The following is a 26,535-nucleotide window of genomic DNA, read 5'->3' as shown; positions in this document are numbered from 1 at the left end:
AAGCTCCGCTTTCGGATTGTATCCGCCAGCTCCGTTGGCGGCGGCTGGTCAGGCCGAATGATCCCCACTCCACGAAGAGGGAAAGCCGGAGCTTCCCCCTACATTCTGAAAGCAGAGCTTTCAGCCTACTTCTCCCGCGACCCACCGATTTCCATACTCTCGATCTTCCAACCGCCCGCTTCGCTGACCACCGTCATCACGATCGTGGCGGTGCCGTGTTCGAAACGAACCTCGCCGGCATACATCGCCGATCTCTTGTGTAGCTCGACCATGGTGGTCCACCAGTGGCTCCGGTACTTGCCCAGTTCCCGGTACCGGTCAAAGCGGTTCAGGAGCTTCCTTTCCCGGATCAACGCCTGCTCGAATCGCGGCGAAGCCCGCTGCCAGACGGCCTGTTCATCCCACTTCGCGGTGATGTCGACCACGGACTGATCCGCATAGGCCCGCCGGGTCTCCTCGGTGTCATCGGTAGCTATTAGATAGAGCGCGATCCCGAGGATCACCGCGACCACCCCGCCGAACACCAGCGCGGCAAACTTCACCACCTCCTGTTTGATCTCCCGGAGTGTGGAGAGGGAGGAACGCTTTCTGGACATGGCCGGGCGCTTGTTATGCTCGGGACAGCGCCCGCGGCCAATTGGAAAGGAAGCGCGGGATTCAAATCCGCCGATGTAGCCGGAAGCTCCGCTTTCGGATTGTCTCCGCCAGCTCCGTTGGCGGTGGCTTGTCAGGCCGAATGATCCCCACCCCGCGAAGAGGGAAAGCCGGAGCTTTCCCCTACATTCTGAAAGCAGAGCTTTCAGCTACATCTTCCCCTCCGCCGCGGCCTCCACCAGCGCCTTGGAGTGGATGTAGAACTTCATCACCTCCCACTTCCCCGCGCGCTGGATCAGATCGATGCTCACCGTCGCCGGGCCGCCGTCGAAGGTCGCGTTCGCCACATAGGACGCCGTCACCACCTTGCCGTTGTCCGTGGTCATCGAGTAATGCAGTCCGCCCTGTCCGCTCAACTCCAGGTCATGGAGTTTCCCCAACCGCCGGAACAACACGAACAACTTCTCCAGGTCCGCGGGCGGTGCCACCGCCTTCAACTCCGGGCTGGCCCGGTCCAGCAGCGCCTTCGTGTCCCAATCCGCCGCCACCGCGCGGATGATCCCCTCGGCCTCCGCCTGGCTGGTCTGGTCCACCGCCATCCCCTTCTTCACCAGCACCCCGACCCCGATCCCGAGCAGCAGCAGGAACCCAAGGATCCCACATGCTAGGATGACGAAAGTCTTCTTCATCCTTACCATCATGCGCCACCGCCCCGCGAAACACAAGCCACCGCGCCCTCCGTTTCGTAGCCGCGTTCGTGAGAACGTGGGTAGGGAAGATCCGCGAACACCCTCGCACGCCTTCCCCCATATTCGCGTGCCCATGACTCCCTGATGCGATAAACCCCGCCGCGTGCTCATCGCCCTCACTCCCGGACTCATCTTCGGCTGGAGCTTCTTCGCCCTGCTCCTCCTCGGCGGAGGTTCACTGCTCCTCGCCACCCTCCGCAACGTCCGGTTGCTTTACCGCGCCCGCTCCTGGCCGACCACCACCGGCATCGTGCGGCAAGCGGAACTCTCGGAGCGCGAAGATGCCGATGGCAACACCTACCGTTTCCGCCTCGAATACGTCTACGTGGTCGATGGCGAAACCCTCATCGGCCGCGAAGTTTTTCCCGGCAGCGATCGGGAGTGGAACGGCTCCATGCCCCGGATGGCCGACCGCTATCCGCAGGACGGCCGGGTCATCGTCCACTATGATCCGACCCACCCCGATCGTGCCTACCTCAACATCCACCCGTGGAACGAAAGCAACACCGGCCGCCTCGGCATCTCGATCATCTGTACCCTGGCCGGCACCTTCGGCATCGCAGTGCTCCTCTCCCACACACCATGACATTTTTCACGTGAGCGGACCTCCATCGTGGTATGGGACCTTCAGGCCCACGAACAGGTGGCTTGTTCGATGACTGCTCCGGGCAAGCCATCCAGAAGGAGATGGCCGACCAATCTGGTTACGGTCGAGAAGTCACCAAGCGATTCTGCCGATCAAGATCCCAGGGCAATTTCTTCGTGCCATCCGCGGTCCACGCCTCGAGCAGATGGCCACGGGAGTTCGTCAGATAGAGCCCTGTCGCTTCCTTGATCGACACGAAGGACCAGTCTCCCCGGTTTCTGACGAGCAAGGTGATATTATAAGGCTGGGAGATGCAGCGGGCCTCCAAAACCAACCCGCTCGGTAGCTTCCAACCTTCTCCGGGCTCGGGCCACACGACCGCAACCGGCAGATGGTTGCGATAAAAGCCGGGCATGGCTCCATGAGCACTCGCCGCGGAAAAGACCGTGGTGATTCGTTGGCGGGAGATCGGCGAATTCTGCCCCGCTGTCAGCTCCTTGAATTTGGCTCGGTCGGCGGCTTTGGCTGAAAACCCCGATGTCGAGCATGCGACGGACATCAGGCACGCCGCAATCATGCCGACTTTCGCCAAGGAGAGCATGTCCCACCCTAAAAGGAAGGCATCCCGGTCCGCAAGATCAGCATCGGGGTGCTGCTTTGACCCGCGGCATGACATTTTTCACGTGAGCGGATTCTCATCATGGCGTAAGGATCAGGAATGCGCCTGATACGTTTTGGAGAAGCCGGTCGCGAGGAACCGGGGGTCTTGTTGCCGGATGGCCGGCGGATCGATGCCAGCGGGGAGTTCAATGATTACGACGAGGGCTTCTTCGGGCTGGGCGGCTTGGAATCGCTGGCGGAATGGGTGAAGGACGGCTGCCCCGGCGGCACCGAGATCCCGCCGGACACGCGCCTCGGCCCGCCCGTCAACCGCCCGTCGAAGATCGTCTGCGTCGGCAAGAACTACCTCGACCACGCCAAGGAGTTCGGCGAGGGCATCCCCACCGAGCCGCCGCTTTTCATGAAGGCCACCACCTGTTGGGCCGGGCCGAACGACGAGGTCATCCGCCCGCGCGGCTCCGAGAAGCTCGATTACGAGGTCGAGCTCGCCGTCGTCATCGGCAGCACCGCGTCCTACGTGGATGAAATCGCGGCGCTCGATTGCATCGCCGGTTACTCGGTGTTCTGCGATTACTCCGAGCGCGCCTTCCAGAAGGACATGGGCGGCCAGTGGATGAAGGGCAAGAGCGCCGACACCTTCGGTCCGATGGGCCCGTGCCTCGTCACCGCCGACGAGGTGGCCGATCCCCACGGCCTGCGCCTGTGGTGCAAGGTGAACACCGAGGTCCGCCAAAACGGCTGGACCGGTGACATGATGTTCCGCATCCCCTTCCTCATCAGCTACATCAGCCGGTTCATGACGCTGCTGCCCGGCGACGTGATCGCCACCGGCACCCCCAGCGGCGTGGCCATGGGCATGGAGATCCCCCGTTACCTCGTCCCCGGCGATGCCGTGGAATGCGGCATCGAGGGCCTCGGCGAACTGCGCCAGCGCGTGGTGGCTCTGGGGTGAGGCAAGTAGCGCGAAGCTGAGCTTCGCGCTACTTGCCCCATCAAACGCTCGTTAGATCCGCCGCCCATTCGCGTTCAGTCAAAGCCCTCATCCCAAACGACTTACCGGAACCGCCCCGATTCCGGGCTTGCCCCGGTCCGGGCGCTCCATTACCGGGGTGGTCCGCGTCGCCAAACACGCGCCACCGCCATGCCGATCACCCGCGCTCTCCTCTCCGTCTCCGACAAGACCGGTCTCGCCGAATTCGCCAAAGAGCTGGACGCCATGGGCGTGCAACTGCTCTCCACCGGCGGCACCTCGAAGGCCCTCCGTGACGCCGGCCTGCCCGTGACCGACGTGTCCGACTACACCGGTGCCCCGGAACTTTTCGACGGCCGCGTCAAGACCCTCCACCCGAAGGTCCACGGCGGCCTCCTCCACCGCCGCGATGACAAGGAGCACGTCGCCCAGGCCAAGCAGCACGACATCCCGCCCATCGACCTCGTCGTGGTCAACCTCTACCCCTTCGAGGAAACCATCGCGAAGGCCGACGTCACCCTCGACGACGCCATCGAGAACATCGACATCGGCGGCCCCTCGATGCTCCGCAGCGCGGCGAAGAACTACGCCAGCGTCACCGTCGTCACCGATCCCTCCGATTACACCCGCGTGATCGAGGAGATGAAGGAGAACAAGGGCGACACCACCCGCGGCCTGCGCCAGGAGCTGGCGGTGAAGGTCTTCCTCCGCACCTCCTCCTACGATTCCGCGATCACCAATTTCCTGGGCCAGTCCAACGAGATGTCCCGCACCAACTTCACCGTCAGCCTGCCGCTCGAACAGGAGCTGCGCTACGGCGACAACCCGCACCAGAAGTGCTCGCTCTACGGGGACTTCCGTAGCTGCTTCAGCCAGATCCAGGGCAAGGAACTGAGCTACACCAACATCCTCGACATCGAGGCCGCCGCCGACCTGATCCTCGACTTCGTGCGCCCGACCGTCGCCATCCTGAAGCACACCAACCCGTGCGGCGTGGGCCAGGACGACGAGGACCTCCGCATCGCCTGGCAGAAGGCCTTCGAAACCGACCGCCAGGCCCCGTTCGGCGGCGTGATCGTCTGCAACCGCCCGCTCACCGAGGGCCTCGCCCGCGTGATCTCCGAGATCTTCACCGATGTCATCATCGCCCCGGAGTTCGAAGCGGAAGCCCGCGCGATCCTCCAGAAGAAGAAGAACCTCCGCCTGATGAAGATCAACGACGCCTACTTCACCGCGAAGAAGGCCCCCGTGATCCGCTCCTGCCCGGGTGGCCTCATGGTCATGGACCGCGACCACACCGCGCTCGGCCTGGACAACCTCGAAAGCAAGGTCGTGACCAAGCGCCCGCCGACCGAGGAGGAAATGCGCGCGATGCGCTTCGGCTGGCGCGTGGTGAAGCACGTGAAGTCGAACGCCATCGTCTACGCGAACTCCGACCGCACCCTCGGCATCGGCGCAGGCCAGATGAGCCGCGTGGACTCCTCCCGCATCGCCGTGTGGAAGGCCCAGGAAGCCGGCCTCAGCCTGAAGGGCTCGATCGTCGCCTCCGACGCCATGTTCCCCTTCGCCGACGGCCTCAAGGCCGCGATCGAATCCGGTGCCACCGCCTGTATCCAGCCCGGCGGCTCGATCCGTGACGAGGAAGTCATCGCCGCCGCCGACGAAGCCGGCATGGCCATGATCTTCACCGGCCACCGCCACTTCCGCCACTGATCGGCGAACCAACGTCTTTTCACGAAAGAGGCACCGGGCAACCGGTGCCTCTTTTTTTGGAGTGCGGCGAGCGATCGCCGCTTTTGGCGCCGGAGAGCCATCGACGGGGAAACGTCCCGCCGCGGAGTAGAAGCTTGAACCAGAGTGGAGGGCGTTCTGGAACGTGGGTGCTGCCTGAAGAAAGCAGGCCACCACCCGGCGATCACTCGCCTCCACCCAAAGCGGCGATTGCTCGCCGCACTCCAAATCCAGAAGGCCGCCCACAAAAAAACCCGCACCGTTTCCGGCGCGGGTTTTTCAAATCGCGGGCGAATCTCACACCCCTTCCTGCGGCGGCACCACCGGCTCCACCTTCGGAGCGAGCTTTTCGGCCGGCTTGCCGAGGAACGCGGGAAGCTGCACGCCGGCGTTCTTCGCGAGGTCGTGGAGCGGCGGGATCGATCCGGCCAGGCCGGACAGGAAGCCCGCGGTGCTGGTCTTGCCATCGGCGCCGTTCGCGCCGCTGTCCCACACCGTGACCTTGTCGATCTTGAGATTGGACACCGCCTTGACCTGCTCCTCCACCAGCTTCGGAAGCTGCTCGGTGACCATGAGCTGGGCGGCCTGTTCGGCACCGCCGGAGGCCACCACGATCGCGCGGAAACCATCGGCCTTCGCCTGGAGCTGGGCCAGCGTGCCCTGCGCCTGCGCTTCCATCACGGCGCGCAGACCATCGGCCTCACCCTGCTGGGTCAGGCGCTGGCGTTCCCCTTCACCGGCCGCGACCAGCTCGATGCGGCGCTTCTCGGCCTCCGCCTGGAGCTCGATCTTCAAGCGCTCCGCTTCCGCCGCGAGACGCACGCGGGTCTTCTCGGCCTCGGCGAGCACCTCGATCTTCTTCTTCTCGATCTCGGCCTGCACGATGATGGTCGCCATCTGCGTGGCCTCGTCGCGCTTGGCGCGCTGGCGCTCGGCGGATTCTTCGGAGGCATAGGCTTCCTCCAGCGCCTTCGCGGTGGCGACCTTCTCGGCGGCGATGGCCAGGCGGGTGGCCTCGGCCTCGCGTTCGCGGCGCGCGGCGTTCGAGTTCGCGATCTGCACCGCAGCCTCGTTCTCGCCCTTCACGGCCAGCGCCTGGGCGGCAGCCACGGACACGCGCTTCTCGCGGTCGGCCTCGGCGGAACCGATGTCACCGTCACGCTCCTGCTGGGACACCTTCACCTTCGCCTCGTTGATGGCGCGGGCGGCGGCCTCGCGGCCGAGGGCATCGATGTAGCCGGACTCGTCCGTGATGTCCTGGACGTTCACGTTGATCAGGCGCAAGCCCACCTTGCGCAGCTCCACCTCCACGCCGTTGGCGATGTTGGCGATCAGCTTGTCGCGGTCGGCATTGATCTCCTCGATCGGCATGGTGGCGATCACCACGCGCATCTGGCCGAAGATGATATCCTTCGCGAGCTCCTGCACCTGGCCGAGGTTCTGGCCCAGCAGGCGCTCGGCGGCGTTTTCCATCACCCCGGGCTCGGTGCTGATGCCCACCGTGAAGGTGGAGGGCGTGTTGACGCGGATGTTCTGCTGGGACAGCGCGCCGCGGAGCTGGATGTCGATCGGGATCGGCGTCAGGCTCAGGTAGGCGTAGTCCTGGATCACCGGCCACACGAAGGACGCGCCACCGTGGTAGCAGCGCGCCGATTTCTGGCCGCCCACTTTACCATACACGACCAGCACGCGGTCGGACGGGCAGCGGCGGTAGCGGCTGGCGATGAACATCAGCGTGCCGAAGCCGATGATGACGAGGATGAAGACGAGGATCATCGCGGCCGGAATGTCGGCCAGGATCGGAATGGGGATGTCAGGCATGTCGTGTGTGTTCTATGGGGTCTTGGGAAAAATCTAACGGGCGGGGGAAACAACCAGCGTGGTCTTTCCCTCCACCGAGTGGACCAGCACCGGCGTGCGGGGCGCGAGCGGGGCATCCGCGTCGGTGATCGCGTTCGCGGTGACGAGGCGGCCTTGGAACAGCACCTCCACCTGGCCCTCGCCGGTGCGGTTCGGCGGGATGGTGACATACACGTGGCCGGACTGGCCGACGGCGTTCCAGTAATCGAGCGTGCCATCCGCCTTCAGCGAAACCAGCAGGCGCATGATGAGGAAGATCATCGCCATGAACACCGCGCCCACGATGATCGAAAGCAGCGTGGTCAGCAGGATCGACCAGCCGCCTTGCGTGAGCAGCGCCCCGGTCCAGCCGAAGCCCACCAGGAAGGCGGTGATCGCCCGCACCGAAAGCACCTTCACCCCCTCCGCCGCGCTGCCGCCGTGGGCATCCGCGCCGCCGTGGTCGAACTCATGGCCCATGAACAGCGAACCCGCGAACAGCAGCAACTGGAACAAACTCGCCCCGATGGCCACGATCCAGAAGAACCGCGCCATTCCATCGAGTGCCTGCCACCAATGATCCATACGACGCTGTTGTAGCGGGTGCGAACCATTCCCCGCCACTCCAATTTCCACCGGGAATTCCAACAGGGAAACCTTTTGTTTTCAGCCGCAAAAAAGCGCAGAAAGCGCAAAAGGGTTCAGACCGAAAGCCTCTTCCTTTTGCGCCTCTTGCGCCTTTTTGCGGCCTAGGAATCCTCACACCTCCGCGCACGACTGCTTGCAGCCGATCTGCAGCGCGGTGCCGGTTTCCAGCCACGACTTCAGGCTGGAAAGCACCTTCGGCCAGCCGCCGGAGATGTCCTGGAGCATGCTGGTCTCCGCCTCGAACTCGCCGTGGACCACGGTCAGGCGCACCATGTCCTCCACGGTTTCGAGTTCCAGCGTGACCTTGGAACGGTCCGCCGTGTCGTCCGGATCGATCCAGCTCAGCACCAGGCGTTTCGGCGGATTGCTTTCGAGCACTTCCCCGACGATGTGGGCCGTGCCCTTGGCCTCGGAGACGTGCTGCCATTTCGAACCGGGCTGCCAATCGGAGTGGTTGCCGTTGCCGCCCCAATACTGGCGCGCGAATTCCGGTTTCGTGATCGCCTCCCAGATTTTCTCCGGGGTGCTGCGGATGTAGGTGGTGTAAACGAACTGTGGCTTTTCCATGGTGGTATTCGGTTAGGGTTCTTCGTCCTGTTCGAGATCGCGTTTCAGATCGCCGAGCGCCTTCAGACGCGGGCGTTCATACTTTTCGATCCAGCGCGCGTGGATCTCCTGCAGCGGCACCGGATTGAGATAATGCAGCTTCTCCCGCCCGTGCCGGACGGTCGTGACGAGATTGGCCGCTTCCAGGATGGCGAGGTGCTTGGTGACCGCCTGCCGCGTCATGTCGAGGTGCGCGCACAGGCGGCCCAGTGACAGGCCGTTGTCCCGATACAGCACGTCGAGCAAGGTGCGGCGGCTTTCATCCGCCAAGGCTTTGAACACCGCGTCCATCTGCCGGGACAATAGGCAACCATTTGGTTGCATGTCAAATGAAAAGGTGGACTCTAAAAACGTAGCTGAAAGCTCCGCTTTCAGGATGTAGGGGGAAGCTCCAGCTTTCCCTCTGCGCAGGGAGGAGATCGTTTGGCCTGGCCGCCACCGCCAACGGAGCTGGCGGATACATTTCGAAAGCGGAGCTTCCGACTACACCTCTCCAGCCCCAAAGGGGCGTCATGTGACAGCCCAGGGCAACGCCCCATGCGCGTCACGCCCCTTTGGGGCTGAAGACCGAGGCCCTGGCTCCCCTCGCCCACCACAACCTCTAACCTCTAACCTCTAACCTCTAACCTCTAACCTCTAACCTCTAACCTCTAACCTCTAACCTCTAACCTCTAACCTCTAACCTCTAACCTCTAACCTCTAACCTCTAACCTCTAACCTCTAACCCCCCACCGCCTCGGCACACCGCATGCCATCCATCGCCGCGCTGACGATGCCGCCTGCATACCCCGCGCCTTCTCCGCACGGGAACAAACCCGCGATCTCCGGGTGCTCCAGCGTGTCATCCCGGCGCGGGATCCGCACCGGCGAACTGGTCCGCGTCTCGAAGCCCAACAAAAGCCCCTCGCTGCTGGTGTAGCCGTGCATCTGGCTGCCGAAGAGCCGCAGCCCCTCGCGCATGCGGCTGGTGATCCCCTGCGGCAGCAGCTCGTGCAGCGGCGCGGATTTCGCGCCCGGGAAATAACTCATCTCCGGCAGGTCCGCGGAGATCTTGCCCGCGAGGTAATCCGTCACGCGCTGGCCCGGGGCCACCTGGCCGCCGCCGCCCGCGATCTTCGCGGTGCGCTCCAGCTCCTTCTGGTAGGCGATGCCCGCGAGCACGCCGTGCTCCTTTTCGAAACGCTTCACGTCCTCCGGCTCCACGGTCACGACCATGCCGGAGTTCGCGAAGGGCGAGTCGCGCCGTGCCAGGCTCATCCCGTTCACCACCACCTCGTCGTTCTCGGTCGCGGCGGGCACGATCCAGCCGCCCGGGCACATGCAGAACGAATGCACGCCGCGGCCGCGGATCTTCGTCGCCAGCCGGTAACGCGCGGCGGGCAACAGGTCCGGGCGCTTCTCGTCCTTCTGGAGGTGATACTGGATGCGGTCGACAAACGGCTGCGGGTGCTCAATGCGGAACCCGACCGCGAACGGCTTCGGCTCCATCAAGACCTGTTTCGCCGCCAGCAGCTTGTAAATGTCCCGCGCCGAGTGGCCGGTGGCGAGGATCACCGCGTCCGCCGCGATCTCCTCTCCCTCCTGCGTCACCACCGCCTTCATGCGACCGCCCGCGATGATGAAATCCGTGACCTTCGCGAGGAACCGCACCTCGCCGCCCGCGGCGATCACCGAATTCCGGATCGCCTTCACCACGTTCGGCAGCAGGTTCGATCCGATGTGCGGGTGCGCGTCGGTAAGGATCTTCTGCGGCGCGCCGTGGGCCACCAGCACCTCGTACACCTTCGCCACCGGCCCGCGCTTGGTCGCGCGGGTGTAGAGCTTGCCATCGGAGAATGTCCCCGCCCCGCCTTCGCCGAAGCAGTAGTTCGAATCCTCGATCACCCGGCCTTCCCGCAGGATCGGAGCGAGGTCGAAACGGCGGGCGCTGGCGTCCTTGCCGCGCTCCAGCACGATCGGCTTCATCCCCAGCTCCAGGCAACGCAGCGCCGCGAACAAACCGGCCGGCCCCGCGCCCACGATCACCACCGTCTTCGCGGCGGCGGGCAAGGCCGGAGCGTGCCACTCCGGCGCGGCCTCGTCCGGCAGCGGACCATCGAGGGCCACGTCCAGCCGGAGCTGCACCTTCACCCGGCGGTGGCGGGCATCGATCGAGTGCTTCCGCAACCGCACGCCGCCGATCCGCTCCACGGCCACGCCGAGCTTCTCCGCCGCGGCGGATCTCCACGCGGCCTCGTCCTCGGAGGAATCGAGAGGCAGGACAATGTCGACGGTTTCGAGGCTGGGAGTCATGAGCGAAGAGAGAAACCACCCCAATGGCGGACCGCAGGCGGACCCGTGTTTTCCACCAGCCGGGGCGGCGGATCAATCCCCTTTGCGACGGAACCTTCACCCGCGCTCGAAACTCCCTCCTTTGAATCCGCGCCCGCCGGTCGTATGGTGGCATTCCGGCTCGTGGTCCGGAAACCCCTACCCCTCCTTCGTCATGAACCCGATGAATCTCAATGTGGACGAGGCCAAGCTCAATGCCTTCATGGGCAAGGCGCTGGCCGACATGGGCGGAGCCATCAACACCAGCCTGATCCTCATCGGCGACCGGCTGGGCCTCTACAAGGCCATGGCTGGAGCCGGGCCGATGACCTCCCGCGAGGTCGCCGACAAAACCGGCACCGCCGAACGCTACGTCCGCGAGTGGCTCTCCGCCCAGGCCGCCGGCGGCTACCTCGACTACGATGCCGCCACCGGCAAGTTCACCCTACCCGACGAGCAGGCGCTGGCACTGGCCGTGGAAAACAGCCCCGCCTTCATCCCCGGCGCCTACCAGGTGGTCACCGCCACCATCCTCGATGAGCCGAAAATCCGCGCCGCCTTCCAGAGCGGCGATGGCGTCGGCTGGCACGAGCACAACTGCAACCTCTTCGAAGGCACCGAGCGTTTCTTCCGCCCCAGCTACTCCGCCCACCTCGTCGGCGAGTGGATCCCGTCCCTCGATGGCGTGAAGGAAAAACTCCTCGCCGGGGCCACCGTGGCGGACGTCGGCTGCGGCTACGGCGTCTCCACCATCCTGATGGCCCAGGCGTTCCCGAAATCCCGCTTCATCGGCTTCGACTACCACGCCCCGTCCATCGAGTGGGCGCGCGGTTCCGCCGCCAGGGCCGGGGTCGAGGACCGCGTGACCTTCGAGGTCGCCGCCTCGAAGGACTACCCGGGAAAGGACTACGACCTCGTCACCTTCTTCGACTGCCTCCACGACATGGGCGACCCGGTCGGGGCCTCCGCCCACGTCCTGAAAACCCTGAAACCGGACGGCACCTGGATGATCGTGGAGCCCTTCGCCAACGACAAGCTGGAGGACAACCTCAACCCCGTGGGCCGCATCTACTACTCCGCCTCCACCCTGATCTGCACCCCGGCCTCGCTTTCCCAGGAAGTGGGTCTCGGCCTCGGTGCCCAGGCCGGGGAAGCGCGCCTGCGCGGCGTCGTCACCGAAGGCGGCTTCACCCGTTTCCGCAGAGCGACGGAGACGCCGTTCAATCTCGTGCTGGAGGCCAGGCCGTAGGCCTGTCTCCGCTGCGCGGGAGAATCCAGAGTCCAGAAACCAGAATCCAGAGAAGAGAAAGAGGGCCGGATGCTGCAATTGGACCGTGGACTCGAGTCCGCTATTCCCAGAAAGATGCGGACTAAAGTCCGCTGTCCAATTGGAAGAGACGCCCCGAATCCGGGTCTTCTCTGGACTCTGGTTTCTGGACTCTGGACTCTCTAAAGCGCCAGCTTTCGCCCGCCCTCATCCACGCTGACGAAGGTCACGCGCGTCGAGAAAATCGGCGCGCCCGCGGACTTCCCGTCCCGCACCGTCACCGCGTAGGTCACGCTGGTGGTTCCCCGGCGCGCCTGCTCGCAGTGGATCGCCAGGATCGTCCCCTCCTTCACGGAATGGTGGAACTCCACCCGGTCCATGCCGACGGTGACGAACTTCGCCGCCGGAAACTCCAGCGAGGCCGCGATCCACGAAGCCTCGTCCACCCACGCCAGCAGCCGTCCGCCGAACAGGAACCCGTATTGGTTCAGGTCCTCCGGAAGGATCAGCCGGTGGGTTTCCATGGCGGTTTACCAGCGCTTGCGCTTGCCCTCGCGGTAGAGCGCGGCATCGAACGACCACGAACCCGCGCCGGTGAGGATCAGCACCACCGCCGGCAGCAGGTAGAGCAGCGCCGGTTCCTTCGCCGTGGGCGCGTCCGGCCCCATGAACCATGGCTCGTGCGCCCCGATCTGGAAGGCCGCCACCACCATGGCGAAGCCGAAGATGAAAGCCGCCGGGCGGGTCATCAGGCCCAGCACCAGCAGCGCCGCCGCGCCGATCTCCGCCACCAGCGTGCAGATCAGGCTGATCTCGCTGGAAAGGTGGCTCAGCGGCCAGATGTTCGCCGTCGGCCAGTTCGCCTTCAGCTTGTCATAGGCATGCAGTTTCGGCAGCCCGTGACCGAGCAGCATCATCAGGCCGGTGCCCGCGCGGAGCACGAAGAGGCCGACGGAAGCGGTGGCATCACGGGTGCCACAATCGAAGAACAGTTTTTTCATGCCTGGGGCTCGGCCGGTTTCTTCGGCTCGATGATGATGCGCTTGAGACGGTCGTCGCCGTCCGGAGAATGGGACACCACCTCGTCGTTGCCGATCAGGGCATTGTGGACGAGGCGGCGGTAGTAGGCGTTGAGCGGCCGCATCTTGAAGGTCTTGCCGGTCGCCTTGACCCGCTCGGCGATGCCGCGGACCTCGTTGGCCAGCTTGTCCTCCTGCATCGCGCGGAAATGGCCGCAGTCCACCTTCACGCGCTCCGCCTTCGGGAAATGGCGGCGCAGGATGCGGTTCACGAGATACTGGAGGTCGTCCAGCCGCTCGCCTTCATCGCCGATCAAGAGGTCCCTCTCACTGGTTGTCACCTGGAGCGCCGGACCATCGTCGGTCTGCTCGATCTCGATGCTCGCCGTGAAACCAAGATGGCCCAGCATCGTATCAAGGATCTTTTTGGATGCGTCCACCGGAGTCATGAGCCCAATCTAACGAGATGCCGCCGTCCGGCATAGACTTTTTGGAAACCTTTCCTCATTTCGCGGGCTGCTGCGCCTCCAGCCACGGCGCGATCGACTCGGCGACCGCCTTCAGGCGCTCCTTTTCCGCCTCGGAGAACTCGTGCGGCTCCACCATCCCCACCCCCAGAGTGCCGATGACCTCGCCGCTGGTCTTCGAAAACACCGGCACCGCCAGCGACCCGGAGACCTCGGTCTTCCGCGCGTCCGGCTTCGCGATCCCGCCGAGATCCTGCTGCAAGTTACACAGCTCCACCGGCTCGCGGGTGGCAGCGGCCACTCCGGCAATGCCCTTTCCGAAGGGGATCTTCGTGATCCGGTCCAGCAGGAAGGCCGGCACGCCCACCTGGGCCACCAGCGACAGCGTTTCCCGGGCCTCGTCCGCCCGATGCAGGGTGCCGGTCTGGCAGTTGAAATCGGCGAGGACGCCATTTATCCACGCCCGCGGGTCCAAGTATTCCATGCGCATGGGACCACCCTAGCGGGAGTCGGAGCTGGTGCAAGGAGTAGGGACAGCAACTGTCCCGTTCGCATCTGGCTGGGAGCAGGGACATTCCTGTCCCGTTTTTCAAAAGTCACCCAGCTACGCTGGCAAGTATTCAAGGGACGGGACAAGAATGTCCCTGCTCCTTGGCCCTGTAGAATCCCGCCATCGCATACAGGCGAAACGTCCGCCGGACGACTTGGAACTTGGCACCCTCCCCCGCCCCGCCCGATTCTCCCGCCGTGGAATCCTACGGCACCCTTCCTGACGGTCGCGAAGTCGGCCTTTACACCCTCGTGAACTCCCATGGCCTGCGGGCCAAGGTCACCGACTTCGGTGCGATCCTCGTCTCCATGGAAACCCCGGACCGGGACGGCACCCTCGCCCCGATCACCCTCGGGTTCGACACCCTGGAAGGCTGGCTGAAGGACGATTGCTACCTCGGCGCCACCGTCGGCCGCTTCGGCAACCGCGTCCGCGACGGCAAGTTCACCGTCGACGGCAAGGAATACACCCTCGCCACCAACAACACCCCGGGCGGCATCCCCTGCCACCTCCACGGCGGCGTGGTCGGCTTCAACAAGCGCCTGTGGGACGCCCAGCCGTCTGCCGACGGCCACTCCGTGACCTTCACCTACCTCTCCCCGGATGGCGAGGAAGGCTACCCGGGCAACCTCACCGCCCGCGTCACCTACACCCTGACGGATGACAACGAGCTGATCTGGGAAGCCGAGGCCACCACCGACGCCACCACCCCGCTCAACATGGTCCACCACACCTACTGGAACCTCGGCGGCGACCTCTCCACCCCGATCCTGGACCACCTGCTGGCGCTGGACGCCGATACCTTCCTGCCCACCGATTCCGGCCTGATCCCGACCGGCGAGAAGGCCCCGGTGGACGGCACCCCGATGAATTTCAAGGAGCCGCGCGTGATCGGCGAGCGCATCGAGGCGGACTTCGAGCCGCTGCACCTCGCTGGCGGCTACGACCACTGCTGGGTGGTCAATGGCGAGCCCGGCACCCTGCGCCCGGCCGCCCGCCTCAGTCACCCCGGCAGCGGCCGCGTGATGGAAGTCATCACCGATCAGCCCGGCATCCAGTTCTACGCCGGGAATTTCCTTCCGAACTACCGCACCGGCCTGTGTTTGGAGACCCAGAACTTCCCGGATGCCCCGAACCAGCCCGCCTTCCCGGACAGCCTGGTACGCCCCGGCGAAACCTACCGCCACGTGATGGTCCATCGCTTCGGGGTCGAGTGAGGTCGTAGTCGAAAGCTCCGCTTTCGAAATGTATCCGCCAGCTCCGTTGGCGGGGCGCGGGGAGGCCGAATGACGTCCACCCCGCGAAGAGGGAAAGCTGGAGCTTCCCCCTACATCCTGAAAGCGGAGCTTTCAGCTACATCCCCCGCTTGCGTTCCAGGTGATCCGGGGCCATTTCACCGGCCAGCATGCTCGTCATCCTCCTCGTCGCCTTCATCGCTTCCCCGAAGTTCGCCAAGGCCGCTTCCGCGAAAGGCACCGATCCGCGCCAAGCCGCCCGCTATCCATGGATCAGCGGCCTTATCGTCCTGGTGGCCGGCTTTCTTCTCAGCCTGCTCCTCAACGCGGTCCTCTATTACACCCACGCCTCTCCCAACTTCCTGGGATTCTTCTCGTGGGTCTGGAACCTGTTCGTCCTGGGCGTCTACTTCGCCCTGCTCTCCCGCGCTTGGAAAAGCCTCAAGGCCCTGCCGGACCGGAAGCCGGGCAAGGCCGACTGAGATCATTGGAATCCGACCGCTTGTTTGGAATCGGGAAGGCCGTCAAGGTGGCGCAAATCCCCCCGGAAGCGGGCATTCCCCTATCCGATCAGCACCGCGGCCCCGGGAGCCCCGGAAATCCCCCATGAGTATTTTTGCGACACATCTCCCACCAGATGATTGACCATCAATGACCCACCCTTCCCGGTTTGGCGAAATAGTTCACACAAAGCCTCCAACTCCATGAATTTCAGTCCCCTCAAACGGGTGGGGGGATGAACCGCTTTCTTGACTCCAACAGGGGGAATCCGCAGCTTCCCCAGCATGTTGCAATACCCGATTGACTTCCTGGCTTCCGCGGTGGGTTCCGCGGAAAGCTCTGGAGCGAGTGCACCGAAGATCGACCTGCACATGGTCGATTACAGTATCCTGGCCGCCTACATCCTCGTTGTCGTGGGGATCGGCTTCGCCCTGAAGCGCTACATGAAGAGCGCGGAGGACTTCTTCCTCTCCGGCCGTTCGATCCCCGCATGGGTCACCGGCCTGGCCTTCCTCTCCGCCAACCTCGGCGCGCAGGAAGTGATCGGGATGGCCGCCTCCGGTGCCAAGTATGGCATCATGACCTCCCACTTCTACTGGGTGGGCGCGATCCCGGCGATGATCTTCCTGGCCGTCTTCATGATGCCGTTCTACTACGGCTCCCGTGCCCGTTCCGTGCCGGAATACCTGAAGCTGCGCTTCGACGAGAAGACCCGCGGCCTGAACTCGATTTCCTTCGCGGTGATGACGGTGGCCTCCTCCGGTGCCTCCCTCCACGCGCTGGCGGCCCTGCTGCAACTGCTGCTGAAATGGGACTACAACGTCTCGCTGCTGGTGTCCTCAGTGGTCGTGCTCGCCTACGTGCTGAAGGGTGGCCTTACCTCCGCCATCTACACCGAGGTGCTCCAGTTCTTCCTCATCGTCCTCGGCTTCGCCCCGCTGGTCATCCTCGGTCTCAATGACATGGGTGGCTGGAACGGCCTGCTCGGCCGGATCAACGAGGTGAACCCCGCCTTCACCCACTCCTGGAAATACATGGGCACCACCGCCAACCCGATGGGCGTCGAGTGGTTCGCCATGGTCTTCGGTCTCGGCTTCGTGCTGTCCTTCGGCTACTGGTGCACCGACTTCCTCGTGGTGCAGCGCGCCATGGCCGCGAACTCGATGAACGCCGCGCGCCGCACGCCGATCATCGGCGCGATCCCGAAGATGCTCTTCCCGGTGATCGTCATCCTGCCGGGCCTCATCGCCCTGGGCCTGATGCAGAAGGCCGGCTCCGGCTACCTCATCCCCGGCGCCGAGAACGGCAACCCGGACTACAACATGGTGATCCCCTCCCTGATCGCCCACTACCTGCCGACCGGCCTGCTCGGCCTGGCCCTCACCGCGCTGATGGCCTCCTTCATGTCCGGCATGGCCGGCAACGTGACGGCCTTCAACACCGTCTGGACCTACGACATCTACCAGTCCTACATCAAGCCGGGCCAGTCCGACTCCCACTACATGTGGATGGGCAAGGTCGCCACCGTGGCGGGCATCCTGATCTCGGTGGCCTTCGCCTACGTGGCGAAGAACATCAACAACATCATGGACTTCCTCCAGTTGGTGTTCGGTTTCGTGAATGCCCCGGTGTTCGCCACCTTCCTGCTCGGCATGTTCTGGAAGCGGGCCACCGGCCACGGTGCCTTCTTCGGCCTGCTGCTCGGCACCCTCGCAGCCACACTCTTCCACGGCCTCAGCGCCCCGGAAATCCTCAAGGAAGGTGCGACCGTGCCGTGGGTGAAGGGCGCCTGGCTCGCTCCGAAATTCCAGTTCACCTCCAGCATGGCCCAGAACTTCTGGCTCGCCATCGTCGCCTGGAGCTCCTGCTTCATCCTCACCATCGGCATCTCGCTGGCCACCGCCCGCACCAAGACGGACGCCGAGCTCACCGGCTTGGTCTACTCGCTCACGCCGAAGATCAAGGAAGAGGACGAGCCACTCTGGAAGCGTCCGGCCGTCGTCGGCAGCGTCGTCCTCGTCGTTGCCGTGGTCCTCAACATCATCTTCTGGTAATCCCAAACCGACCGAACCCATGAACTTCGATCTCCGCCTGCCGATTGGCCTGCTCTTCTCGCTCTTCGGCGTGATCCTCACCGGTTACGGCTTCGCGACCAAGGGCAACACCGAGCTCTATGCCAAATCGCTCGGCAAGAACATGAACCTCGAGTGGGGCCTCGTGCTCCTCGTCTTCGGGGTGATCATGCTCCTGCTCGCAAAGTTCGGCAAAAAAGCCTGACCCTCCACGACGCTTTTTCCATGCCCCACCGGTGCGTGCGCCGGTGGGGCATTTTCGTTTCACGACCTCAAATCCCTCTCCCCATCGCGGCATTTGCCGTTAGTATTCCCCTCACATGCACCGTTCGCTCCTGCTTGCCCTCGCGTCCTCCCCGCTGCTGTGTGCCGCCGCGCCGGATTGGGAAAACCCCGCGGTGTTCCAACGCAACCGCCTTCCCGCGCAGGCGACCGCCATGCCCTATCCGGACCGCGCCACCGCGCTGGCGAAGGCACGCCAGGAATCGCCGTGGTGCCAGCTTCTGAACGGCCCGTGGAAATTCCACTACACCGGTAGCCTGGAAGGCCTGCCCGCGGGCTTCGAGAAACCCGGCTTCGATGCCGCGGCATGGAAGGACCTCCCCGTTCCCTCCAACTGGCAGATGCTGGGCTACGGCATCCCGCTCTACTCCGGCCACACCTACCCCTTCGCGAAGAATCCACCGAAGGTCACCGACGAGCCGCCCGCGAACTACACGAACCACCCCGCCGCGGCCCGTCATCCGGTTGGCAGCTACCGCAGGACCTTCACCCTGCCGGAGGATTGGAAGGACCGCCGCACCGTGATCGCCTTCGATGGCGTCGACTCCGCCTTCGATCTCTGGATCAACGGCGAAAAGGCCGGCTACTCCGAGGACTCCCGCACCACCGCCCGCTTCGACATCACCGCGCTGGTGAAACCCGGCGAGAACACCGTGGCGGTGCAGGTCCACCAGTATTCGGACGGGAGCTACCTGGAATCCCAGGACACTTGGAAACTCAGCGGCATCTACCGCGATGTCTATCTCGTCTCGTCCCCGCGGATCGAACTGACGGACCATTTCCTCCAAGCCGGTCTAGCCGCGGATGGCAAGGGCACGCTCGCCCTGAAGGCCACCGTGAAGAACCACGAGGCCGCCCCGCGCAAGGGCAAGGTGCTGCTGGAGCTGGTGGACGCCGCCGGCAATCCCACCGCCCTGACGGAAGCCACCTATGATCTCGCCCCCGGAGCCGAGGCCGCGGTTCCACTCGCGACCGGGGATCTCAACGTCACCCCATGGTCCGCGGAAAACCCGGCCCTCTACCGCTACGTCCTCATGGTGGCCGATGACGCGGGCAAACCACTCGCCTGCTTCAGCGGCAAGACCGGTTTCCGGACGGACGAAGTGAAGGACGGCAAGTTCCTCCACAACGGCCAGCCGGTCGTCCTCAAGGGCGTGATCCGCCACGACCACCACCTCCGAGGCGGCCACGTGATGTCCGACGCCGACCTGCGGGCCGAGGTGCTGATGATGAAGCGGGCGAGCCTCAATGCCGTGCGCACCGGCAACGCGCCAACCGATCCCCGCTTCCTCGATCTATGCGACGAACTCGGCCTCTATGTCCTGGACGAGCCGAACCTCGACACCGACGGCATGCAGCCGCGCAACGCCCTCAACGATCTGCCGGAGTGGAAGGAAGCGCGCCTGGCCCGGGTCAAAAACCTGGCCGAACGGGACAAGAACCATCCCTCGGTGATCGCATGGAGCGTGCCCGATGACGATCTGGTCCCCTGGCTCCGCGAGCAAGGCACCCGCCCCACGGGTTCTTCGTTCTTCGCCGGGGATTTCTGCACCACCGATGGCCTGGCCTACCCAGGGGACAAGGCGAGGCCCGCGATCATCGTCGGCACCGTGGGCCGGACGCCGGGAAATTCCCGCGAGACCTTGGCGAAGGTGCTGAAGGGAGCGCCTGAGATCCGTGGCGGTTTCCTCGCGAGCTGGCGGGACGAATTGCTGTTCCGCAAGCCGGACGCCGCCGCCCCCCGCGTGACCTTGTCCTATGGCGGCGACTTCGGCGATCAACCGAACGCCGGAAATGCCTGCGCCAGCGGGATCGTCACCGTCAACCTGGGCCCCACCCCCACCTTCGAGGAACTCAAGAAGACCCTCCAGGAAGTTTCCACCAGCTTGGTGGATGGCACCGGTGCCGTGGTGAAGATCCGCGTGGCGAACGACCGCTTCTTCAAAGACCTGGGGGATCTCAAGGGAAGCTGGAAACTGCTGAAGGACGGCAAGGACATCGCCCAAGGCGAGCTCCCGCCGCTGGCCATCGCTCCCCGCCAGGGCCAGGAGTTGACCATCTCCACCCTGGCCCCCGTGGAGCCGGCTTCGGAGTATATCCTTCGTGTCCGCTACGACCAAAAGGCGGAAACCGCATGGTTTCCGGCAGGCATGCCCGTGGCCTGGGAGGAGATCCCCCTGCCGTGGGGCAAGCGCACGCCCGCCACCCCGGTCCAATCCGACTCCACGGCCACGTTCACCCAGGAGGGCCAATCCATCCATCTCAAGACCGGTGACGTGACGGCCACGTTCGACCGCGCAAGCGGCCAATTCCTGTCCCTGAAACGCGGCGACACGGAACTCCTCCTCTCCCCGCTGCGGATGGACTTCTGGCGGGTGCCGACCCAGACGGACAAGCTCCTGGGCCTGGACAAGAAATCCGCCGTTTGGCGGGACGCCGGGGCCAAGGCCACCGCGCGCAAGGTGGAGGTGGCACAGGCGGGCAATGATGTGACCCTCACCGCCTTCATGGACATTCCCGCCGGGAAAAGCACCGCCACGGTCACCTGGACCTTCACCGGCACGGGTGGGATCTCAGCCAAGGTGGACTTCAAACCGGACCCCACGCAGCCGGAGATCCCACGCATCGGTTTCTCGTGTGCGGTGCCTCCCGCCTTGGCCAAATGGACTTGGTTCGGCAAAGGGCCGCATGACAACTACGTGGACCAGAACCGGGGTGCCTGGACCACGATCCACACCGGGCTGCTGGCCAATCTGATCCACCGCTATCCCGTGCCGCAGGAATCCGGGAACCGCACCGACGTCCGCTGGGCAACCTTCGACAACCCAGGCGGCGGCCATGGCCTGCGCATCGATGCCACCGGAGATTCCCTGCTGGAGGTGTCCGCCTTGGTCGGAACGCCGTCCTCCTACGAGGCAGCAGCCCATCTCTCGGACGTTCCGAAACCGGACCGGGTGACCCTCCACTTCGATCACCGCCAACGCGGCCTCGGGGACCCGGACACCGCCAGCCCGCATCCCGCGCACGTCCTGACCGCCGACAAGAGCTACCACTGGTCGTTCCAGCTCGGCACCACCCGTACCGAGCCGCCGCCGATGGCGCCACAGGGGAGCATGCCGCGCCCCCTGCCGCGGCCTCCAGGCCAGCCTGTGCCCGGCGTGCCGCCGGTTCCTCCGGCCCCTCCGGTAACACCCGCGCCGCCCGTGAAACCTACCCCTGCATCCGATGACTGATTTCACTCACGGGGTGCAGTTTACCATTCCTACCCGCCCTTTCGCCCGCTATTCCTCGTGCCGCTCATGCTTCAATTGAACGAACCCCTCGCCGACCTCGTTGCCGACGCCGCCACCGGACTCCACCGCAGTTTCGGCGTGGAGCCGACCGTCACCGCCGCCGCTCCCGGCCGCGTGAACCTGATCGGCGAGCACATCGACTACTGTGACGGGTTCGTGCTGCCCTTCGCCATCGACCGCTACATTGTCATCGCCGCGGCGTTGAACGGCACCGGCAATGCCCGGGTCGCCAGTTCCCATGGCGGCGGCATCGCCACCTTCGCGGTGGACAAGCCGCAGGAGGAAGGCGAGCCGCAGTGGGCGAACTACCTGCGCGGCGTGGTCCAGGGCTTCCAACAGCGCGGCCACCACATCCCCGGCTTCGATGCCTTCATCGTGTCCTCCGTCCCCGGTGGTGCCGGCCTGTCCTCCTCCGCGGCGCTCGAGTGCGCCACCGCCACCCTGCTGGAAGGCCTGCTCGACACCGTGCTGGACACCCGCGAGAAGGCGCTCCTGTGCCAGAAGGCGGAGCACGATTTCGCCCACGTCCCGTGCGGGATCATGGACCAGTTCGCCTCGGCCTTCGGTAAGACCAACCGCCTCGTGCTGATCGATTGCAAGACCGGTGAGCCGGAGCTGGTGCCCTTCGAAAATCCCGACCTCACGGTGATCATCTCGAACACCACCGTTCACCACCAGCTTTCCGACGGTGGCTACGCCTCCCGCCGCAAGAACACCGAGGACGGCCTGGCCATCATCGGCAAGGACTCCTGGCGCGATGTCACGATGGCCGATGTCGAGGCCGTGTGGGACCAGCTCGGTGATCCGGTGAACCGCCGCTCCCGCCACGTGGTCGGCGAAATCGCCCGCACCAAGGACGCCGCCGCCGCGCTGGCCCGCAATGATTTCGAGGCCCTCGGGCCGCTCATGGCCGCCAGCCACGACTCGCTGCGCGATGACTTCGAGGTCTCCTGCAAGGAGCTCGACCTGCTGGTGGACATCGCCCGCAAGATCGGCCGTGAAGGCGGCGTGATCGGCGCGCGCATGACTGGCGGCGGTTTCGGCGGCTCCACCGTGACCCTCTGCGAGTCCGGCAAGGCCAAGGAAATCGCCACCCGCCTCCGCGAGGAATACCTCGCCGACACCGGCCTCGATCCCCAGATCTTCGCCTCCCGCCCGTCCCAGGGCGCGCACCTCATCGGCCGCGTCGGCTGACGCCAGCTCAAGATCGATTCGAAAAGCCCGCTTCCAGCTCCGGAAGCGGGTTTTTTGTCACCACAAAATAAATACGTAAATACATTGTCATCATTAATCATGGGGGATATGCCATTCGCATCTTCCTGATTGTCCCATGATGCAAAAAAACCCGTCCTTCCTGACTCCCGCAAGCCTCACGGGAGCCCTGCGTTTTTACATCTCCGCCACCGTGATCGCGATGGCCGGGACCCCGCTTGATGCCGCCCCCGTGGTCTTTGGCCCGGCCGTCACGATCTCCTCGGATTCCGATGTCATGACCGCCGGCTCGCCGGTTTATGCCTTCAATGAGTCGAACCCGGCCGCTCCAGTGGTGGTCAATGGTGTGTCCTTCACCGGCGGCAACAGTTACACCACGCTCGGAAGCGGAGCGATCTCGATGACGATCTTCAATCAGCTCTCGAACTCCATTTTCGGCGCTCCGGCCACCAATCCGTTCGAATCCCTCTCCACTGCCTACAAATCGATCCTGACCGGAGGCATCTGGTTGAATGACACCTATGCGGGCGGCAGCGTCACGCTGAACAACCTGACCGCGGGACGCAGTTACGCGGTCCAGGTCTGGATGAACGACAGCCGGGCCAATGCTTCTGGCCCGGGGGGCGAGCTCAGAGGCGCGAACAACGTCGCCATCGATTACAACACCACGAACGCCCTCGGCGGCCTTGGCCAATACTCCAAGGGGTGGTTCCGAGCCACCGGGACCAGCCAGGCGTTCTCGATTTTCAGCAAGGCCGCCTATGCCCAGATGAATGCCATCCAGCTCCGGGACGTGACCGGCATCGGCTGGTGGACCGGCACCGGCGGCTCGACCTGGAACCCCTCCAGCACGGCGAATTTCACCACCAACCTCGCCGCCGCGCCGCTGACCACGGCCACGTTTGATACCCTCCGGACTTCACTGGGCACGGTCATCTTCGGCGACACCTACTCGAACAACGGAGCCCAGTTGGCCGTCACCCAGAACACGATCACCCTCTCCGCTGGCGGGGTCTCCGGAGCCGCTGTCATCTTTCAGAACACCGCTGCGCTTCCCTACACGGTAACCAGCCCGGACCAAGCCGGGATCTCCGGTTCCGCCAGCGTGTGGGTGGATGGCGGTGGCACGGTCACCCTCGCGGGGAACCACTCCTACACCGGCGGCACGAGCATCCGCAGCGGATCGCTGATTCTCACCGGCACTCCGGCTCCCAGTCCCATCGCCAACGCGGGCTCATTGACGTTCAACTCCTCGTCGAACCAAGTCTGCTCCGAGGTCATCTCCGGCACCGGGACACTGACGAAAACCGGTACCGGCACGCTCACTCTCACCCGGACGAATACCTACACCGGCACCACCACGGTCAACGGCGGCACCTTGCTCATCACCGATATCACCTCTCCCACCGGCACCGGAGCCGTCGCGGTTAATCCCAGCGGCACCCTGGCCGGAACCGGGCCGGTCCCCGGGGCTGTCACCGTCAACTCCGGCGGCACGATCTCCCCCACCGACTCCGCCACCGGCACCGGTGCGGTGTCCGTGAGCAGCGGGGCCAAGCTCGGCGGCGTGGGCAGGGCCAGCGGCGCGGTGACCATCAGCAGTGGCGCCACCATCGCCCCGGGCAACAGCGTCGGCACGCTGAACACCGGCGCGCTCACCCTGGCCGGCACCTACGCCTGCGAGGTCAGTGGCGCCACCACTGACAAGATCGCGGTGACCGGGAACCTGAACCTCACCGGCTCCACCCTGGCCATCACCGCCACCGGAGCCACCGGCACGCTGGTCATCGCCAGCTACACCGGCACCCTCACCGGCACTTTCGGCACCGTCACCGGCCTGCCCGCCGGCTACGCGGTGAACTACAACTCCGGCGCGAAGCAGGTCGAACTGGTGTTCACCGATGCCTTCGGCGCCTGGGCCACCAGCAAGGGCCTCACCACCGGCAACAACGGCAAGGGTGACAACCCGGACAACGACGGCTTGAACAACCTCGGCGAGTTCGCCTTCGACGACGAACCGTTGTCCGGTTTCCCCAGCGGCAAGATCGTCTCGAAGATCGTCACCATCGGCCCCGACCAGGTGCTGACGCTCACCCTGCCAGCTCGCTCCACCGCGACCTTCACCGCCGCGGCCCCCACCATGACCGCCACCGCGGACACCGTGACCTATGTGATCGAAGGTAGCGCCACCCTGAGCGGCTTCCCGGTCACGGTCACCGAAGTCACCGGTGCCGACGCCACCACCATCCAAACCGGCCTGAGCCTGCCCGCCCTGAACTCCGGCTGGACCTTCCACACCTTCCGCCTGAGCCCGACCGTGGGTTCCGCCGCGAAGGGCTTCATCCGCGCCAAGGTGAGCTCTCCCTAAACGGGAATGAGCGTGAGACCCTGCCTTCGCGGATCGCCGCGGAGGTAGGGTCATCTCGCCGAGATGACCGGGCGGTGGACGCCGTTCGCGGGATAAACGCCGTCCCCACAGACGAGGGGATGGGGTGAGCCATTGGCAGCGGACGGGGCCATTCGCAAAAAGAACGCCGTCCCGTTGGACCAAGGGACGGGGCGCCCCGTGGCAGCGGACGGGGCTGTTTGGTGAAAAAGAACGGGACAAGAATGTCCCTACTCCCAGCCAAAGCGGTGCGACCCTACCCTCACGGCTCGATCCCCTTCGTCACCCAATCCCACAACGGCCGCGTCGAGCCATCCTCCAGCACCATCCCTTCCGGATGATGCGGATGGACACCGTCCGTGCCGCGTTCATGAGTCGCGATCGAGCGGACACGCAATTTCGACAACGGCACCACCTCCGCCAGCGAGGAAACGCCATCCCCATCCGCATCCGTCCACGCGGCGAGACCTTCGAGCTCCTTTCCGCTCAACACCCCATCGTGGTTGTCATCCAGCATCGCCAGCGCGCGGAAACCGTTTTCCCAGAAAATGCCCCAGGTGTAGGTGCCGAAAAGCTGGCGCCCATCGCGAATACAGCCGCCGTGCTTTGGATCCCACACCAGCAGCGAAGTGGTCGGCTTCAACCACGGCCAGGCATCGGCGCGACCCAAGCCGGTCAGATCGAAGGTCGCGGTTCGGCCCGGATCGAGCAGCGATTCCAACGAGGTGGCCGCCTCCTCCATCGAGAACACGATCGGCGTGATCGGCCCGGGCGGGAGCTTGTCGAGCTTCGCCAGATGCTCCTTCACCCCGGCGGCATTCGCCCCCTCCGGCTCCAATTTCAAATAGGCCATGCCTGCCTCGTAGCTCACCAGATCGGAAAGCCCCCGCAGCGGCAGGCTCGGACGGGCCGCGTCCTTGTCCTTCGAAAGCGTGAAGGCGAGATGGTAGGCCGCCGCCCGCTCCTTGACCTCCACCGCGGCAGGCAGATCCTTCACGCCCGCCTTTTCCAACTCCGGCTTGCCGAGCGCGTATTGATCGAGGAGCGAGGCCTTCCCGAGCTGGTAAAGCGCGTTATTCGGCTCCAGCTCCTGTGCCTTCGCGAAGGCCGCCAGCGACTCGCGGACGTGCCGGGCCAGCTCCTCTGGCGCGGGCACCGGGGGCTTCCAACCGCTGTTCTTCAGATCCGTGGCGATCATTTCGACCTCGTTCTGGAACTTGCGGTTGTCCGCCAGGTCATCCGGCTTCGAGGTGATGCCCAGTTTCTCCATGGCCCGGCGCTCCGCCTCCTTGCGCAGGGCCAGGTAAGCCCCCTTTCCCATGCCTGCCGCCTGGTCGACCGCCGGCGGCTGGTCGTTCTGCGGCGATGGATACGCGGCCAACTCCCCGGCTTTCTGGACGAACGCGAGGTAATGGATCCGTGCCAGCACGTACCAGCCATTCGCATCGCGGGGCTGGTCGACCGTGTAGGTGGTGGCGTTTTTCTCAAGGGTCGCCACCGGCACCAACTGCGGCAGGGCGAACATGGCGTCCGCGAGAGGCGCGGTCAGCACGGCAAGGGAGAGGATGGCGGACTTCATGGCAGCGTGAACATGTGC

The 26,535-nt window shown here is 64.9% G+C and carries 24 protein-coding genes; 11 read left to right on the top strand and 13 right to left on the bottom strand.

Annotated features, from left to right (window positions below; translation table 11 throughout):
- Positions 1-125 precede the first annotated feature (125 nt).
- Both llg_RS12345 and llg_RS12340 read right to left on the bottom strand, forming a co-directional pair.
- The gene (locus tag llg_RS12345; RefSeq protein WP_338284974.1) at positions 126-596 is read right to left on the bottom strand and encodes a hypothetical protein; all 471 of its coding nucleotides are present in this window, start codon (positions 594-596) and stop codon (positions 126-128) included.
- A 207-nt stretch (positions 597-803) separates the two neighbouring features.
- Entirely contained in the window at positions 804-1,283 is a 480-nt protein-coding gene (locus llg_RS12340) for a hypothetical protein (RefSeq protein WP_338284973.1), read from the bottom strand.
- 163 nt (positions 1,284-1,446) lie between these two features.
- On the opposite strand from llg_RS12340, the gene llg_RS12335 reads away from it, so the two are divergent.
- On the top strand, positions 1,447-1,929 hold the full coding sequence (locus llg_RS12335; protein WP_338284972.1) for a DUF3592 domain-containing protein: 483 nt from the start codon (positions 1,447-1,449) through the stop codon (positions 1,927-1,929).
- Between the two features lie 118 nt (positions 1,930-2,047).
- Here the strand turns inward: llg_RS12335 and llg_RS12330 are convergent, their stop codons facing one another.
- The gene (locus llg_RS12330) at positions 2,048-2,530 is read right to left on the bottom strand and encodes a hypothetical protein (protein WP_338284971.1); all 483 of its coding nucleotides are present in this window, start codon (positions 2,528-2,530) and stop codon (positions 2,048-2,050) included.
- Positions 2,531-2,647: 117 nt separating this feature from the next.
- Here llg_RS12330 and llg_RS12325 point away from each other — a divergent pair, with 117 nt between their 5' ends.
- Both llg_RS12325 and purH read left to right on the top strand, forming a co-directional pair.
- The gene (locus tag llg_RS12325; RefSeq protein WP_338284970.1) at positions 2,648-3,502 is read left to right on the top strand and encodes a fumarylacetoacetate hydrolase family protein; all 855 of its coding nucleotides are present in this window, start codon (positions 2,648-2,650) and stop codon (positions 3,500-3,502) included.
- Positions 3,503-3,691: 189 nt separating this feature from the next.
- Entirely contained in the window at positions 3,692-5,233 is a 1,542-nt protein-coding gene (gene purH / locus llg_RS12320; protein ID WP_338284969.1) for a bifunctional phosphoribosylaminoimidazolecarboxamide formyltransferase/IMP cyclohydrolase, read from the top strand.
- A 315-nt stretch (positions 5,234-5,548) separates the two neighbouring features.
- On the opposite strand, the gene llg_RS12315 is transcribed toward purH, so the two are convergent.
- The 5 genes from llg_RS12315 to llg_RS12295 form a co-directional block, all read right to left on the bottom strand.
- Entirely contained in the window at positions 5,549-7,072 is a 1,524-nt protein-coding gene (locus llg_RS12315) for an SPFH domain-containing protein (protein WP_338284968.1), read from the bottom strand.
- A gap of 33 nt (positions 7,073-7,105) precedes the next feature.
- Positions 7,106-7,675: a hypothetical protein gene (locus tag llg_RS12310; RefSeq protein WP_338284967.1), complete on the bottom strand. Its 570-nt coding sequence runs from the start codon at positions 7,673-7,675 to the stop codon at positions 7,106-7,108.
- Positions 7,676-7,849: 174 nt separating this feature from the next.
- On the bottom strand, positions 7,850-8,305 hold the full coding sequence (locus tag llg_RS12305) for an SRPBCC family protein (RefSeq protein ID WP_338284966.1): 456 nt from the start codon (positions 8,303-8,305) through the stop codon (positions 7,850-7,852).
- Positions 8,306-8,317: 12 nt separating this feature from the next.
- Entirely contained in the window at positions 8,318-8,668 is a 351-nt protein-coding gene (locus llg_RS12300) for a metalloregulator ArsR/SmtB family transcription factor (protein WP_338284965.1), read from the bottom strand.
- Positions 8,669-9,064: 396 nt separating this feature from the next.
- Positions 9,065-10,636 (bottom strand): FAD-dependent oxidoreductase, encoded by a 1,572-nt coding sequence (locus llg_RS12295; protein WP_338284964.1) that lies wholly within the window; start codon positions 10,634-10,636, stop codon positions 9,065-9,067.
- Between the two features lie 202 nt (positions 10,637-10,838).
- Between llg_RS12295 and llg_RS12290 the strand changes: the two genes are divergently transcribed.
- A complete protein-coding gene (locus llg_RS12290; protein ID WP_345789200.1) occupies positions 10,839-11,903 on the top strand; it encodes a class I SAM-dependent methyltransferase in 1,065 nt (354 codons plus the stop codon).
- Positions 11,904-12,103: 200 nt separating this feature from the next.
- Here llg_RS12290 and llg_RS12285 read toward each other — a convergent pair whose 3' ends face one another.
- From llg_RS12285 to llg_RS12270, 4 genes are all read right to left on the bottom strand, one after another.
- Positions 12,104-12,445: an acyl-CoA thioesterase gene (locus llg_RS12285; protein ID WP_338284962.1), complete on the bottom strand. Its 342-nt coding sequence runs from the start codon at positions 12,443-12,445 to the stop codon at positions 12,104-12,106.
- A gap of 6 nt (positions 12,446-12,451) precedes the next feature.
- Positions 12,452-12,922: a DoxX family protein gene (locus llg_RS12280; RefSeq protein ID WP_338284961.1), complete on the bottom strand. Its 471-nt coding sequence runs from the start codon at positions 12,920-12,922 to the stop codon at positions 12,452-12,454.
- Positions 12,919-13,380 carry a R3H domain-containing nucleic acid-binding protein gene (locus llg_RS12275; RefSeq protein ID WP_338284960.1) on the bottom strand — a complete coding sequence of 154 codons (462 nt, stop codon included), beginning with the start codon at positions 13,378-13,380 and terminating at the stop codon, positions 12,919-12,921. Before llg_RS12275 ends, llg_RS12280 begins: the two co-directional genes overlap by 4 nt.
- A 64-nt stretch (positions 13,381-13,444) precedes the next feature.
- On the bottom strand, positions 13,445-13,897 hold the full coding sequence (locus llg_RS12270) for a GAF domain-containing protein (protein ID WP_338284959.1): 453 nt from the start codon (positions 13,895-13,897) through the stop codon (positions 13,445-13,447).
- A gap of 257 nt (positions 13,898-14,154) precedes the next feature.
- On the opposite strand from llg_RS12270, the gene llg_RS12265 reads away from it, so the two are divergent.
- The 7 genes from llg_RS12265 (at position 14,155) to llg_RS12235 (ending at position 24,920) form a co-directional block, all read left to right on the top strand.
- A complete protein-coding gene (locus llg_RS12265) occupies positions 14,155-15,174 on the top strand; it encodes an aldose epimerase family protein (RefSeq protein WP_338284958.1) in 1,020 nt (339 codons plus the stop codon).
- A 188-nt stretch (positions 15,175-15,362) separates the two neighbouring features.
- Positions 15,363-15,674, top strand: a complete 312-nt coding sequence (locus llg_RS12260; RefSeq protein WP_338284957.1) for a hypothetical protein — start codon at positions 15,363-15,365, stop codon at positions 15,672-15,674.
- 390 nt (positions 15,675-16,064) lie between these two features.
- The gene (locus tag llg_RS12255; protein WP_345789199.1) at positions 16,065-17,747 is read left to right on the top strand and encodes a sodium:solute symporter family protein; all 1,683 of its coding nucleotides are present in this window, start codon (positions 16,065-16,067) and stop codon (positions 17,745-17,747) included.
- A 19-nt stretch (positions 17,748-17,766) separates the two neighbouring features.
- Positions 17,767-17,970 (top strand): hypothetical protein, encoded by a 204-nt coding sequence (locus tag llg_RS12250; protein ID WP_338284955.1) that lies wholly within the window; start codon positions 17,767-17,769, stop codon positions 17,968-17,970.
- 115 nt (positions 17,971-18,085) lie between these two features.
- Positions 18,086-21,280: a glycoside hydrolase family 2 TIM barrel-domain containing protein gene (locus tag llg_RS12245; protein WP_338284954.1), complete on the top strand. Its 3,195-nt coding sequence runs from the start codon at positions 18,086-18,088 to the stop codon at positions 21,278-21,280.
- Between the two features lie 66 nt (positions 21,281-21,346).
- Complete coding sequence (galK, locus tag llg_RS12240) at positions 21,347-22,534, top strand: galactokinase (RefSeq protein WP_338284953.1); 1,188 nt, start codon at positions 21,347-21,349, stop codon at positions 22,532-22,534.
- A gap of 136 nt (positions 22,535-22,670) precedes the next feature.
- Positions 22,671-24,920, top strand: a complete 2,250-nt coding sequence (locus llg_RS12235; protein WP_338284952.1) for an autotransporter-associated beta strand repeat-containing protein — start codon at positions 22,671-22,673, stop codon at positions 24,918-24,920.
- A gap of 280 nt (positions 24,921-25,200) precedes the next feature.
- On the opposite strand, the gene llg_RS12230 is transcribed toward llg_RS12235, so the two are convergent.
- Positions 25,201-26,517, bottom strand: a complete 1,317-nt coding sequence (locus llg_RS12230; RefSeq protein ID WP_338284951.1) for a hypothetical protein — start codon at positions 26,515-26,517, stop codon at positions 25,201-25,203.
- Positions 26,518-26,535 lie beyond the last annotated feature (18 nt).

It is taken from the genome of Luteolibacter sp. LG18, from assembly GCF_036322585.1.
Lineage (GTDB): Bacteria > Verrucomicrobiota > Verrucomicrobiia > Verrucomicrobiales > Akkermansiaceae > Luteolibacter.
This window is presented reverse-complemented; position numbering and strand designations above follow the sequence as displayed.